The sequence below is a fragment of the Pseudomonas sp. GW821-FHT01A09 genome (assembly GCF_058986725.1).
In genome coordinates, this window is record NZ_JBYSWB010000001.1 from 353160 (window position 1) to 367075 (window position 13916).

Genomic DNA, 13916 nt, shown 5'->3' on the forward strand with positions numbered 1-13916 from the left:
TGTACACAAGGATGAACCTAGTGCTCGAACTGCGACCCGGTTGTGAAAACTGTGACACCGACCTGCCGCCGGAATCGGTGGTGGCGCGTATATGCTCGTTTGAATGCACGTTCTGCGCGTCATGTGCGGACGATCTGTTGCAGGGCAAGTGCCCGAATTGCGGGGGAGAGTTGGTTGCCCGGCCGGTACGCCCGGCGAATAAATTGCCGAACAACCCGGCGTCGACGGTGCGGGTTTTCAAGCCGTTGGCAGGGCGCTGAGGTGGGGGTTGTTATTAGCCCTCGCCGTTGAGCCTCGATGGAATGGCCGCAGTCTACCCATTGCAGTTTATTCGGGGCAGTGCAGGCTGTGAGTGGTCCGAAAAATTGCAGTCCCACAACGGCACTCATGCTTTAAAGCGCCTCCCTGTTTATACGACTGGCGGTCTGGCAGCAGGGGAAGTTTTTGCATAGTATGAATTTTTATTTACAGGGCTGTAACAAGATGATGCGCGCGGCTGGCGACGACTTTGAGCATTGGTGGAATACCGTTGGGCCGTGGGTTGAGGAGCCGAATGTTCGCCGCAAAGGTACAAGTGGTGTCCAAAGGGTCATCCATGATGGAGCTACTGTGTATGTGAAACGTCAGACCGGCCATACTTTCCGCAGTCTGCGTTATCCGTTGGGCAGACCTACGGTACTACGTGAGGGTAAAGCGCTTTCGCGTCTTGATCAGCTTGGGGTGATGGCGCCAAAGCCTATTTACTATGGTGCACGCAAGGTGGGTGGGACGTGGCAAGGGCTGTTGGTGACCAGAGACTTGCAGGGCTATCAAGATCTTGATACCTGGTTCGCCGACCGTGCCCAGGCCGATCTTTGCGAGAGTGACCACTTGGCAGTTCTGGAGAAGCTCGCGGCCTTGCTATCGACAATGCACCGAGGTCGTCAGCAACATGGGTGTATGCGGTCGAAGCATATTTTCATCAGTGCAGGGGATCTTGGCCAGGGTACTGATTACAGCCTGGCTCTGCTGGATCTGGAAAAGTCGCGCGGGAGGAAGTCGACGCTGCGAGCGGCGAGGCATGATATTCCCCAGCTTCGCAGACACTCACCCTGGAGCGATGCGCAGTGGTCGTTTTTCATGGAGCAATATGAGAAGAGACTAGGGCGGCAAGTCGTGGCTTGAAACGATCTACCTCAAGGCCCGCACTCTGTAATGACGCCAAGGCGTGTCAGCGCGAGCACCCGTCTTCTTGGATTTGCAACCTATGCCAACGCCGCGACCAAAGACGACTTCGGCCGGCGTCTGGCATATTGACCTGGCGGATAGATTGCCCGATGTCTGGGGCGGGCGGGTCAATGAATAATGAACTTGGTGAAGTCGCAACTTCTTTTCGTGATGTCGATGATGTCGACCATGAATTTATCCTCGGCGCTGCGGTAGATAGCCTTGTAGGAAATCTGGGGTAGGCTGGGTGTGACCTTGAGATGATGGAGGAGCTTCTGGTCCAACAAGTGGCCCAGGCAGTGGTAGGGCAGGTAGGCCGTCGCCAAGCCCGAGACAGCCAGCCCGATCTGGGCCAGCAGATTGTTGCAGGTGACCGATTTGGAAATGTCGATACCCTTCATCTTGAACCACTGTCCATACGCCTGCCCCATGCCAGACAGGGAGCCTTGGACGATCAAGGTGCGGGCCGATAGATCCTCCAATGTCAGGTGATCCTTGTCACCGGCCAGCGACGGCGCGCACATCCAGGCGTTTTCGACCGAGCTCAATTTCTCGGCGGGAAAGCGGTTGTCCTGGAAGATGTCGGGAACGATGATCAGATCGATTGAGTTGCTGGATAGCCGGTCGAAAAGAACCGGGCTCAGATCGACTTCGGGAATGATTTCAACCAGCGGGTAAGCGCTGCGAATTCCATTCACAAGGTCGGGCAACCATGTCAGCGCCGTGAGTTCGGTCACGCCCAGGCGTAGCTTGCGCTGCAGGTTCTCAGGGCGTTCCAGTCGCTGCTGGATAGCGTCCCGCTGATTCAATAGCGTGAGGGCCAGGGCCGCGACCTCTTCACCCATGGGCGTCAGTTGCGCGCTGCGACGTGAACGGTCAAACAAAGGTTGCCCGTAGCGTGTCTCGAGATCCTGAATCCGCTTGGACACCGCGGATTGTGTGGTGTTGAGGTGGTCAGCGGCGGCGTCGAAGCTGCCCAGGCGCGAGACCCAGTAAACGGCCTCGACTTGCTTGATGGTGATCATGAACCTACTCCTTTGGCGGGTGTAAACATGCCCTAATGCGATGATTAAATCCAAATAAAAGTCGCTTTTTTTGTAAATTCACCATCGGTAACCTTGGTTGCACTTGAGCCTCACACCATAGGTTATGCGCAATGTCGTACCCCCTTTCGAACAGACTGGATCGTTTCTCTCCATCGGCCAGCGTCACTGCCAAAGCACGGGTGATGGAGCTGGAGGCCGCGGGCAAGAAGATTCTGGATTTCACGGTCGGAGAACCAGACTTCGTAACGCCCGACGTAGTCATCCAGGCGGCTCACGCGGCGGCGCTGGCGGGCCAGACCCACTACACGCCAGTCACCGGCACCAAAGCGCTCAAAGCTGCGATCCAAGCGAAGTTCAAGCGCGACAACGGCCTGGACTACACGGCTGCTGAAGTCATCGTTGGCTCTGGCGCCAAGCAGCTGATCTACACGGCCTTCACCTGCACCGTCGATAAGGGTGACGAAGTCATCATTCCCGCGCCGTATTGGGTTTCCTATCCTGACATCGTCAAGCTCAACGGCGGCGTCCCTGTGGTTCTCCAGTGCCCGGACAGCCAAGGCTTCAAGGTCACCCCCGAACAGCTTGAAGCGGCAATCACGCCCAAAACCAAGTGGCTGGTACTCAACACCCCCAACAACCCCAGTGGCGCGATTTACAGCAAAGAAGAAATGCAAGGTCTGGTCGAGGTGCTGCTTCGTCATCCTCACGTGTGGCTGATGACGGATGAGATCTACGAGCATTTCAACTATCTGGGGCAATCTCTGGCCGCCCCGGCCGTATTGGCGCCGGAACTCAAGGCCCGGACACTGGTGATCAATGGCGTCTCCAAGGCCTATGCGATGACCGGATGGCGCATCGGGTATGCCGGCGGCCCTCAGCTTTTGCTCAAGGGAATGGACAAGCTCATGTCCCAGAGCATCGGTGGTGCATCGTCGGTCAGCCAGGCTGCCGCGGTCGCCGCGCTGGAGCAGGGTGGGGCTTTTGTCGGGCACGCTGCCCAGGTCTTCGGCGAGCGGCGAAATCTGATGATGGAAATGCTCAACGATGTCCCGGGGTTGACCTGTGTCGCCATCGAAGGCGCGTTTTACGCTTACCCCAATTGCTCGGGGCTGATCGGCAAGCGCACTGCGCAGGGCAACGTTCTGGCGAGCGACCTGGACGTCCGAAACTATCTGCTCGAGGCAGCCAATGTGGCCGTACTGGACGGCGCAGCCTACGGCTTGTCACCCTACCTGCGTCTGTCGTTCGCCACGGGCAACGATGTGATTGCTGAAGGTTGCCGACGGATCAAGGAAGCGTGCCAAGCGCTCGTCTGATCTGCACGAAACGCCGAGTCACCCATAATAATTCTAGCTGTAGCACTGGTTGAAAATTCTGCCCTCACTCGATAGAGATACTGATGATGAAAAGGGCTTTGTTGGCTTTTGTAGGTCTGGTTGCGTCCACGGTGGTAATGGCCGACGGGCTGCAAGATGTAAAGGATCGGGGCACCCTGCGGTGCGCCACTCTGACAGACAGCGTGCCGCTTGGATTTCAGGATCCGAAAACCCGCGAGATCATCGGACTGGATGTTGATCTGTGCAAAGCGCTGGCCACACATCTAGGCGTGAAGCCGGAGCTTCAGGGCGTCGCGGTAAGCGCGCGGATCCCTACTCTGGTTTCGGGCCGAGCCGACGTTGTAGCCGCCGCGCTGGGCTACACCAAAGAGCGATCCGAGCAGATCGATTTCTCGGCGGCCTACTATCAGGTGCCGATCAAGATCCTGGTGAAGGAAAGCAGCGGCATCAAGACCTTCGCAGACTTTGAAGACAAGCGCATCAGTGCGATCAAAAGTTCTACGCCGGAGTTGTACGCTCGCCAACAAATCCCGCAAGCCAAGATCGTCGGCTTCGAGGACGCCCCATCCGCGTTCCTGGCGTTGCAGCAAGGCAAAGTGCAGGGCATGGCCATGACCGAGCCCGCCGCAATCCGCTTCCATGTGCGAAGCGAGAACATGCACTTCCTGGATCAAGCGCTGCATTACGAGCCGAACTGCGTAGGGGTCAAGAAAGGCGAAACCGCTCTGACCGCAGCCATCGACAAGGCGCTTTCCGACATGGAGAGCAGCGGCGAGCTGCAAGCCCTGTGGGATCACTGGTATGGCGACCAGACCGAGTACAAGCTGGTTCGCGAGAAAAAGCTCACTGCGATTTCCGATTTCCAGTGATTGAAAGCAGGCCGCGCGCAGCGGCCTGATCGAGGTGTCTGTGTCGATTTTCAATGGTTTTTCATCGCTGCTGCAGGGCGAGTACCTGCAGTCCTTCCTCAGTGGAATCGGCGTAACGCTGCAGCTGTTCGTGATCTCTGGCGTTCTGGCGTTTGCACTGGCCTGCGTTCTCATGGGCGTGCGTCTGATCCCGGGCAAAGTGGGCAGTTTATGCGTCACGGCGTTCGTCGAGTATCACCGGAACGTGCCCAGCCTCGTGCAGCTGTTCGTGTGGTACTTCGGCGTCCCGCAACTGCTTCCGGAGTTCGTCCAGGACTGGATCAACGCGCGTGGCGGCGAGATGATTTTCGCGATCATCGCCTTGACCCTGAACAGCGCCGCCTACGCCTCCGAAGACCTGCGCAGTGGCTTTCGCTCCTTGGCCCACGGGCAGACCGAAGCCTGCACTGCGCTTGGCATGAGCTACCTGCAGACGCTTGGTAAAGTACTCATTCCTCAGGCTATCCGGGCGTCCGCCCCGTCGCTGGTGAACCAGGCGCTGGCGCTGTTCAAGGCGACCGCGCTGGCCATGGCGATCGGCACCGCAGAGATGATGTACATCACTCGTCAGATCGAGGGCGAGACCTACATGACATTCCAGACCTTTGCAGTGGCGAGTCTTTTCTACCTGGTGGGTTCCTGGTCGATCATGGCCTTGGGTGGTGCTTGGCAGCGCCGTATTGCATCGCGGATGGCGAGGTAAGCATGTTCGATATCCTTCACGATTATGGCGTCATGCTGCTGATCGGGCAGTATCCACAGGGCCCGCTCGGTGGGTTGGCGTTGACGGTCATCCTGGCTCTGGTTTCGCTGGTGGCTTCATTCCCGCTGGCCATCCTGATCGGCCTGGCGCGCACGTCTTCGATAGCGCCGGTACGTAACGCAGCCATGGCCTACACCTATGTGGTTCGCGCCATACCTTTGTTGCTGTTGATTTTCTGGACTTACTTTGTCATCCCACTGGTCACCGGCTTCAACATCTCCGGCACCGTCACCATGGTGGTCGCGTTGGTGGTTTACGAGGGCGCGTACCTTGGCGAGGTGGTGCGTGCGGGCATCAACGCGGTGCCCAAGGGACAGGTTGAAGCAGGACGCGCCATCGGCATGAGCTATTGGCAGTGCATGCGCAAGGTGGTCTTGCCGCAGGCCTTGTTCAACATGCTGCCCAGTATCCTCAACCAGTTCATCATGATCACCAAGAACACATCGCTGGCGTATCTGATCGGCACGCAAGAAATTACCTTCGCGGCGTATCAGATCAACAACCAGCTGCTCACTCAGCCGTTCCAGGTCTATGCGTTGCTGGCAGGGTTTTACTTTGTGCTCTGTTTCTCCCTCAGCCGCCTGGCCAAATGGCTGGAAGACTCCATCAACCGCAAGCGGCTCGGCGCGCCCAACCGCAATGACGACAGCGTTAACGACAATCAAGTTTTGGTGGGGCAGCCCAAATGATCGAATTCAAGAACGTAAACAAGTGGTATGGCGAGTATCAGGCGCTCACCGACGTCAATGAGCACATTACCGCAGGTGAAGTCGTTGTGGTGTGCGGCCCTTCGGGCTCGGGCAAATCGACCTTGATCCGCACGGTCAATCGACTCGAAGAGATCCAGAAGGGCAGCATTCTGGTCTCCGGACAGGACGTGCACGGGGCCAAAAAGAATCTGAACGCATTGCGCAGCCGCATTGGTTTCGTGTTCCAGCAGTTCAACCTGTTTCCCCACATGAGCGTGCTGGACAACGTCATGATCGGCCCAGTCACCGTGTTGGGTCGGGATAAAACCCAATCCGCCAAGAAGGCGCGGGAGTTGCTGGGCAAAGTTGGCCTGGCCCATAAAGCCGACGCTATGCCGTTGCAACTGTCCGGTGGTCAGCAGCAACGGGTGGCGATTGCCCGAGCGTTGGCGATGGAGCCGCCCGTGATGCTGTTTGACGAGCCGACCAGCGCCCTTGATCCGGAAATGGTCGGTGAGGTGCTGCAGGTCATGAAAGACCTTGCCGCAGAAGGCATGACGATGATCTGCGTGACCCATGAGATGGGCTTTGCCCGCGAAGTAGCGGATCGCATCTGGTTCATGGACGCTGGCAAGGTGCTGGAGCGTTCGGCGCCTGAGCAATTCTTTACGGCGCCAGCCCATCCACGCGCGGCAAAATTCATCTCCGATATTCGGGCTCACTGATGATTCCCACTGCAACTGCCGCCACGACGGGCTCGCCGCACCTGAGTATTCAGCGCAGCTGGCTGGCGCTGGTGAACGAGCGCGCGCTCGAGTCCGATCTAGCCATCGTCGATGCGCATCATCATCTTTGGGATCGTCCCACAGGTCGCTACCTGATGGATGATTACCTGGATGATATCCATTCGGGCCATCGGATCGTCGCGTCGGTGTATGTGCAGTGCCGATCAATGTTCGATGCGGACAGGCCAGAGGGATTCCAAAGTGTCGGTGAAGTCGAGTTTGCCAATGGCGTAGCTGCGCGCAGCGCCAGTGGCGACTACGGGCCCCTCAGGTTGTGCGCTGCCATCGTCTGTGGTGCGGATTTGACCCTAGGCCAAGGCGTTGTGCCTGTTCTGGAGGAAATGCGCGAACGCGCGGGTGCCCGCTTGCAGGGCGTGCGTAACACCACTGCGTGGCACTCCAATCCCGCGATCGTCACCAATCCCAACCCACCGGCGGCCGGTATTTTGGGAAGTGCCGAGTTTCATCGAGGCGTAGGGTGCTTGCGCGACTTTGACCTGGCATTGGATGTTTGGGGCTACCACACCCAGATACCCGAAATCCTTCAGCTCGCTCGCGCATTCCCGGATCAGCGCATCATCGTCGATCATTTCGGCGGCCCGCTCGGGATCGGTGGCTATACGAGGAACGACGTGTTTCCCGAGTGGATGAAACTGATTCAGCAGTTGGCGCAATGCCCGAACGTATTGATCAAGCTGGGCGGGCTGGGCATGAGCGTTGCCGGTTTTGACCTGCATAAACGGCCATTACCGCCTACCTCTGAAGAGTTGGCGGGTTTGTGGCGCCCGTACATCCTCCACTGTATTGACTGTTTCGGCGTTGAACGCTGCATGTTCGAGAGCAACTTTCCGGTGGACAAGGGCATGTATTCCTACGGTGTTCTGTGGAATGCATTCAAACGTATCACCGCGGACTTCTCAGACGATGAGAAAAGTGCGCTGTTCAGACTTACAGCGGCAAACACCTATCGCATACAACTCGGGCAATAGCGATAGGCAGGCCAGGGTGAAGCCTTACATAACAATACACCGCACAACTTCCTGCCATTAACTGCAAGCCGTTCAGCACCTGAATTGATCAGGTGGCGCCTTTGGCTTGCTTGATATTTTGAAATCGGGGAAAAGTTGTATGTTCAAAAAGACTGTGGCCTTGTCCAGTGCGTTCATCGCGATGAGCGCTGGCGGCAGCGTTCACGCCGAAGGCTTTGTCGACGACGCCAAGGCGTCGTTGGCGCTACGCAATTTCTATTTCAATGGCGACAACCGCAGCCACGCCACCAATCCTCGCCAAGAGGAATGGGGGCAGGGTTTCCTGCTGAATCTGCAATCCGGGTTTACCCAAGGAACTGTGGGTTTTGGCGTGGATGCCGTCGGCATGCTGGGCCTGCGCCTGGATGGGGGCGGCAAGGCCGGTACCAATACCAGTTCGCGTAACCCGAGTGCCAATGCGGGCGCCGGCAATCTGTTCCCGGCCGATTCGGATAATTCTCCTGTCAGCGAGTATTCAAGCCTCGGGCTCACCGGCAAGGCACGACAGTCCAGGACAGAAGCGCGCCTTCAAGAATCTCGGATTCGCCATCAAGAACGCTGCATTGCGAAGCGAGGCGAGCACGGACATCGACCAGAACCGTGTGATCGTCAGCTACACCTTGCCACTGCTGTAGCCCACTGATCGCTGGCTACGGCGAGCCGTAGCCAGCTCAACCTTTGAAGGGATGTATATGTCTATCGGATTCAAAGTTGTCAATCGTACCCGTTGTGTCACCGCCGAGCAGGTTGCACGCTTTCGCGAACTTCCAGTTGCCAACGTGAGCGATTCCATGAACCGCATGACGGCCGGTGGCGCCAGCTTGCGCCCTATGCACCTGGAAGGCGTACTCGCCGGCCCGGCGATAACGGTCAAATGTCGCCCGGGGGACAACCTGATGCTGCATTACGCTTTGGATATTGCCCAGGCCGGTGATGTGATCGTGGTGGACGCAGGGGGTGATCTGACCAATGCGCTCATCGGCGAAATGATGACGGCCTATGCGCAAAAGAAAAGCCTTGGCGGCATAGTCATCAATGGCGCGATTCGCGATTCCAAAGTCATCCGTGAAAGTGCGTTTCCTGTTTTTGCAGCCGGGATCACCCATCGTGGGCCGTACAAGGATGGCCCCGGTGAAATCAACACCCCTATCGCCCTGAGCGGTATGGTCATCGAAGCCGGTGATCTCATCTTGGGTGACGATGACGGACTGGTATGCGTTCCATTCCTGGAAGTCGAAGACGTCTACACCAAGGCTAAAGCCAAGTTCGACGCAGAGCAGACCCAGTTGCGGGCGATCGCGGACGGCACGAACGAGAGAGACTGGGTCATTGCAGCGCTCCTGGCCAAGGGCTGTGTACTGCCAAAACACTAGGTAGCTGCACAGTTACAGGATCAGTCATAAGTCGCCTATGACCGGTACCCTCATCAACGATTGAGAGACATCACTTGAGTACACAGGCAGTTTCGTCTTGGCCGAAACCTGTACGAGCGCTGGCCAACAAGGATTTCCGCTTTTACTTTTTTGGCCAGGCGGTTTCGCATCTTGGAAAGTGGATACAGCAGGTCGCACTGTCCTGGTTGATCTATCACCTCACGGGTTCGGCATCGCTGCTCGGGGTAGCTACCTTCGCCGCGCTCATTCCTCAGTTGGTATTGGGGCCGGTGGCGGGCGCCTGGACGGACAAACATGACAAGCGTCGGTTGTTGATCATTGTGCTGGCGGTATTGGGCATCCAATCGCTGGCGCTGTCGGCCATGACAGCCTCACATGTGATCACTCCCACCATCATCATCGTCATGTCGCTGATTTTGGGGGTGCTCAATTCCTTTGAGAATCCGCTGCGCCAAGCAATGATCAGTAGCTTCATTGGCAACAAGCAAGACTTGCCGAACGGCTTGGCCCTCAATGCGATGCTGCTGAACGGATCACGCTTCGCTGGCCCACCGCTGGCTGGATTACTTGTAGCGACGGTAGGGGAGGCGGCGTGTTTTGCAATAAATTCGCTCGCTTTCGTAGCGCCGCTGATCACGCTATTCGTCATTCCCGGTCGTCCAGGGGTGAGGGTAATGCGGCCGTTGGGGGATATCTTTCAAGAAGGGTTTGTATACGTCACTCGCAATCCCACCATCAAGCTGCTGATGCTATGCGTGATAGCCGTCAACATCACGGCGTCCAGCTACGTAGTGCTCTTGCCGATCCTGGCCAAAAACGTTTTTCTCGGTGATGCGAAAACCTTGGGCTACCTTTGGGGCGCGGCTGGGATTGGTGCTTTTGGCGCAACGATATTTCTGTCGTTTCAGTCGGGTATTCGCCGGCATCCCTGGATTGTGATGTGCAGCATTTTTATCAGCGCGGTGGGGCTGGTCGGTTCTGCGCTCAGTACCCAGATAGCGCCCTGCATCTTCTTCCTGGTGTTGGTGGGTTTTGGTATCAGCGCCACCAATGTGAGCACCAATATTCTTCTGCAAAGCCTGGCTGCCGAAGAACTACGCGGGCGAATCGTGTCGTTCTATATCTCTATTCGATTTGGCTTCGAAGCCATTGGCGGGCTCCTGGCAGGATGGCTTGTCGCAGCGAGTGGTACACAAGCCGCGCTGATCGTTGAAGGAATTTTGTTGACCGTTGCGGGGGTGCTGATCTTGCGCCGCAGGGCACGTCTGCTTTTGTGAGCGATGGCTGCCGCGCGCGGTGAGGTAAGCAGGCAGGTCAGGCGTTGATTTTTCCGAGGTCGACGCCAGCGATACCTGTTGCTTACATATCGAACGTACTGAGTGATCAAGGAGGAGCGCAGCTGCTCGAGTGCATCGTCGCCAGCACACCAAGCTTGACAGCCACCGAGGCTAACGTTTACGTTAACGTCAACACAATCAGGAAGCTTCACTGTGAGCACCACCTATAGCATTTCGGATCTATCCCGATTGTTGGACGTCACCCCCAGGACGATCAGGTTCTACGAAGAGCAGGGCATGGTTGCGCCCACCCGCCGCGGCCAGGAGCGCATCTACTCCGGGCGCGACATGGTGGCCATGAAGCTGATCCTGCGCGGCAAGCGCATCGGTTTCTCCCTGGCCGAGTGCAAAGAGCTGATCGACATGTACGACCCGACCGGCAACAAGAAGCAGCTCGACCGTTTCCTGGAAAAAATCACGCAACGCCGTGAGCAACTGCAACAGCAGATGCTTGACATCGAACAGATGCAGGTGGAACTGGACACCGCCGAGGAGCGCTGCCGCACGGCGCTCGAGGCGTTCTAAAGGCTCTACCGTTATCTACTCCCGCACCAATAACGACAAGTATGTGAGTGGTGGATATGACTTTGGTACCTGGACTCAACTTCTTCCTCGGCGAAGAAATCAACATGCTGCGCGATTCGGTCGCCGCCTTCGTGGCCGCCGAGATCACTCCGCGCGCAGAACATGCCGATCGCACCGATCAATTCCCCAATGACCTCTGGCGCAAGTTCGGCGACATGGGCCTGCTCGGTCTGACGGTTTCCGAAGAATACGGCGGCGCCGGCATGGGCTACCTGGCGCACATGGTCGCCATGGAGGAAATCTCCCGTGGCGCGGGCGGCATCGGCTTGTCCTACGGCGCCCACTCCAATCTGTGCGTGAACCAGATCAACCGCAACGGCAGCGAGGCGCAGAAGCGCGAATACCTGCCCAAGCTGATTTCCGGCGAGCACATCGGCGCCCTGGCGATGAGCGAAGCGAACGCCGGCTCGGACGTGGTCTCGATGCGCCTGCGCGCCGACCTCAAGGGCGACCACTACGTGCTCAACGGCACCAAGATGTGGATCACCAACGGGCCAGATTGCGATGTGCTGGTGGTCTACGCCAAGACCGACACCAGCGCCGGCTCCAAGGGCATTACAGCGTTCATTCTGGAAAAGGGCACCCGCGGGTTTTCGGTGGCGCAGAAACTCGACAAGCTCGGCATGCGTGGTTCCCACACCGGCGAGCTGGTGTTCGACAATGTCGAGATACCGGTCGAGAACGTGCTCGGCAGCGTCGGACAGGGCGCCAAGGTGCTGATGAGTGGCCTCGACTACGAGCGCGCGGTGCTGTCCGGCGGCCCACTGGGGCTGATGCAGGCAGCGATGGACGTGGTGGTGCCCTACATCCACGACCGCAAGCAGTTCGGCCAGAGCATCGGCGAGTTCCAGTTGATCCAGGGCAAGATCGCGGACATGTACACCACGCAGCAGGCCTGCCGCGCCTACCTCTATTCGGTAGGCAAACACTTGGACGCGCTGGGGACGGATCACGTGCGCCAAGTGCGCAAGGATTGCGCCGGCGTCATCCTATATGCCGCGGAGAAGGCTACCTGGCTCGCGGGTGAAGCCATCCAGATCCTGGGCGGCAATGGCTACATCAATGAGTATGCGGTGGGGCGCATCTGGCGCGATGCCAAGCTTTACGAGATCGGCGCGGGCACCAGCGAGGTGCGCCGCATGCTGATCGGCCGCGAGCTGTTCGACGAAACGCGCTGAGTCCGTTGCCGCCTTCCCTCACAGCAGGAACCCTTCATGGCCATTCTGAACAGTCAGGTCAACGCTCGCTCTGCGTCTTTTGAATGCAACCGCGAAGCGATGCTGAACCAACTCGACGCCCTCAAAAAACTGGCGGCGGACATCCACGAAGGTGGAGGCAGAACCGCCCAGGATCGTCACCTGGCGCGCGGCAAGCTGCTGCCCCGCCAACGCATCGATTTGCTGCTGGATCCCGGCTCGCCGTTCCTGGAGATCGGGCTGCTCGCCGCCCATGATGTGTATGGCGAAAAAGTCGCCGCCGCCGGCCTGATCGCTGGCATCGGCAGGGTCAGCGGCGTCGAATGCATGATCATCGCCAACGACGCCACCGTCAAAGGCGGCAGCTACTACCCCCTGACCGTCAAGAAACACTTGCGCGCCCAGGAGATCGCCCGGCAGAACCGCTTGCCCTGCTTGTACCTGGTGGACTCCGGCGGCGCCAACTTGCCGCGCCAGGACGAGGTGTTTCCAGACCGGGAGCATTTTGGCCGGATCTTCTTCAACCAGGCCAACATGAGCGCCCTGGGCATTGCCCAGATCGCCGTGGTCCTGGGCTCCTGCACCGCTGGCGGCGCCTACGTGCCGGCGATGAGCGATGAAACCATCATGGTGCGTAACCAGGCGACCATCTTTCTGGCCGGTCCACCCCTAGTCAAGGCTGCCACGGGCGAGGTGGTTACGGCCGAAGACCTCGGTGGCGCCGACGTGCACTGCAAGCTCTCCGGCGTCGCCGACCACTACGCGGAGAATGATGAGCACGCGCTGGCCATCGCCCGCCGCTGCGTGGCGAACCTCAATTGGCGCAAAGAGGGCGTGCTCTGTCGCGCCGAATCGGTCGAGCCGCGCTATCCGGTCGAGGAGATCTACGGGCTGGTGCCGGCCGATCCCAAACAGCCGTTCGACATTCGCGAGATCATCGCGCGGCTGGTCGACGATTCCAGTTTCGATGAATTCAAGGCGCTGTTCGGCGCCACCCTGGTCTGCGGCTTCGCCCACGTCGACGGCTACCCCGTGGCCATCCTCGCCAACAATGGCGTGCTGTTCGCCGAAGCGGCGCAGAAGGGCGCGCACTTCATCGAACTCGCCTGCCAACGCAAGATTCCCTTGGTGTTCCTGCAAAACATCACCGGCTTCATGGTCGGGCAGAAGTACGAAGCCGGCGGTATCGCCAAGCACGGCGCCAAGCTGGTGACCGCCGTGGCCTGCGCCCAGGTGCCGAAGTTCACGGTGATCATCGGTGGCAGCTTCGGTGCCGGCAACTACGGCATGTGCGGCCGCGCCTATGATCCGCGGTTCTTGTGGATGTGGCCGAACGCCAAGATCGGCGTGATGGGCGCGCAGCAAGCCGCGGGCGTGCTGGTGCAGGTCAAGCAGGAACAGGCGCAGCGGGCCGGTGAAGCATTCACCGAGCAGCAGGCCGACGACCTGCGCCGGCCGCTGGTGCAGCAGTACGAGCAACAGGCCCACGCCTTCTACTCCTCCGCGCGGTTGTGGGACGACGGCGTGATCGACCCTGCCCAGACCCGCACCGTCCTCGCGCTGGCCCTGTCGGCTGCGCTGAATGCGCCATTGGCCGACAGCCGCTTCGGCGTCTTTCGCATGTAGGCCCTCGGGCAAATCT

General features: G+C 58.7%; 14 protein-coding genes and 1 pseudogene. 14 read left to right on the forward strand and 1 reads right to left on the reverse strand.

Annotation, left to right across the window (positions count from 1 at the left end; translation table 11 throughout):
• Positions 1 to 20 precede the first annotated feature (20 nt).
• Together AC3WJP_RS01570 and AC3WJP_RS01575 are read left to right on the forward strand one after the other, a co-directional pair.
• The gene (locus AC3WJP_RS01570; RefSeq protein WP_493719473.1) at positions 21 to 260 is read left to right on the forward strand and encodes a DUF1272 domain-containing protein; all 240 of its coding nucleotides are present in this window, start codon (positions 21 to 23) and stop codon (positions 258 to 260) included.
• Between the two features lie 226 nt (positions 261 to 486).
• A complete protein-coding gene (locus AC3WJP_RS01575) occupies positions 487 to 1164 on the forward strand; it encodes a lipopolysaccharide kinase InaA family protein (RefSeq protein ID WP_493735663.1) in 678 nt (225 codons plus the stop codon).
• Between the two features lie 170 nt (positions 1165 to 1334).
• Here the strand turns inward: AC3WJP_RS01575 and AC3WJP_RS01580 are convergent, their stop codons facing one another.
• Positions 1335 to 2231, reverse strand: a complete 897-nt coding sequence (locus AC3WJP_RS01580; protein ID WP_493719475.1) for a LysR family transcriptional regulator — start codon at positions 2229 to 2231, stop codon at positions 1335 to 1337.
• A gap of 131 nt (positions 2232 to 2362) precedes the next feature.
• On the opposite strand from AC3WJP_RS01580, the gene AC3WJP_RS01585 reads away from it, so the two are divergent.
• From AC3WJP_RS01585 to AC3WJP_RS01640, 12 genes and pseudogenes are all read left to right on the forward strand, one after another.
• Positions 2363 to 3568, forward strand: a complete 1206-nt coding sequence (locus AC3WJP_RS01585) for an aminotransferase class I/II-fold pyridoxal phosphate-dependent enzyme (protein WP_493719476.1) — start codon at positions 2363 to 2365, stop codon at positions 3566 to 3568.
• An 83-nt stretch (positions 3569 to 3651) separates the two neighbouring features.
• Positions 3652 to 4458, forward strand: a complete 807-nt coding sequence (locus AC3WJP_RS01590; protein ID WP_493719477.1) for an ABC transporter substrate-binding protein — start codon at positions 3652 to 3654, stop codon at positions 4456 to 4458.
• A gap of 40 nt (positions 4459 to 4498) precedes the next feature.
• Positions 4499 to 5200 carry an amino acid ABC transporter permease gene (locus AC3WJP_RS01595; RefSeq protein WP_493719478.1) on the forward strand — a complete coding sequence of 234 codons (702 nt, stop codon included), beginning with the start codon at positions 4499 to 4501 and terminating at the stop codon, positions 5198 to 5200.
• Between the two features lie 2 nt (positions 5201 to 5202).
• Positions 5203 to 5949: an amino acid ABC transporter permease gene (locus AC3WJP_RS01600; RefSeq protein ID WP_493719479.1), complete on the forward strand. Its 747-nt coding sequence runs from the start codon at positions 5203 to 5205 to the stop codon at positions 5947 to 5949.
• Positions 5946 to 6674, forward strand: coding sequence for an amino acid ABC transporter ATP-binding protein (locus AC3WJP_RS01605; protein ID WP_493719480.1), 729 nt, complete (start codon positions 5946 to 5948; stop codon positions 6672 to 6674). Before AC3WJP_RS01600 ends, AC3WJP_RS01605 begins: the two co-directional genes overlap by 4 nt.
• Complete coding sequence (locus AC3WJP_RS01610) at positions 6674 to 7723, forward strand: amidohydrolase family protein (RefSeq protein ID WP_493719481.1); 1050 nt, start codon at positions 6674 to 6676, stop codon at positions 7721 to 7723. Before AC3WJP_RS01605 ends, AC3WJP_RS01610 begins: the two co-directional genes overlap by 1 nt.
• Positions 7724 to 7904: 181 nt before the next feature.
• Positions 7905 to 8288, forward strand: a pseudogene (locus tag AC3WJP_RS01615) (OprD family outer membrane porin); the annotation flags it as partial.
• 166 nt (positions 8289 to 8454) lie between these two features.
• The gene (locus tag AC3WJP_RS01620) at positions 8455 to 9135 is read left to right on the forward strand and encodes an RraA family protein (RefSeq protein WP_493719482.1); all 681 of its coding nucleotides are present in this window, start codon (positions 8455 to 8457) and stop codon (positions 9133 to 9135) included.
• A 74-nt stretch (positions 9136 to 9209) separates the two neighbouring features.
• Complete coding sequence (locus AC3WJP_RS01625; RefSeq protein ID WP_493719483.1) at positions 9210 to 10433, forward strand: MFS transporter; 1224 nt, start codon at positions 9210 to 9212, stop codon at positions 10431 to 10433.
• 213 nt (positions 10434 to 10646) lie between these two features.
• Positions 10647 to 11018, forward strand: a complete 372-nt coding sequence (locus AC3WJP_RS01630) for a MerR family transcriptional regulator (protein ID WP_296252810.1) — start codon at positions 10647 to 10649, stop codon at positions 11016 to 11018.
• 56 nt (positions 11019 to 11074) lie between these two features.
• Positions 11075 to 12256, forward strand: a complete 1182-nt coding sequence (locus AC3WJP_RS01635; RefSeq protein ID WP_493719484.1) for an isovaleryl-CoA dehydrogenase — start codon at positions 11075 to 11077, stop codon at positions 12254 to 12256.
• A gap of 36 nt (positions 12257 to 12292) precedes the next feature.
• On the forward strand, positions 12293 to 13900 hold the full coding sequence (locus AC3WJP_RS01640; protein ID WP_493719485.1) for a carboxyl transferase domain-containing protein: 1608 nt from the start codon (positions 12293 to 12295) through the stop codon (positions 13898 to 13900).
• Positions 13901 to 13916 lie beyond the last annotated feature (16 nt).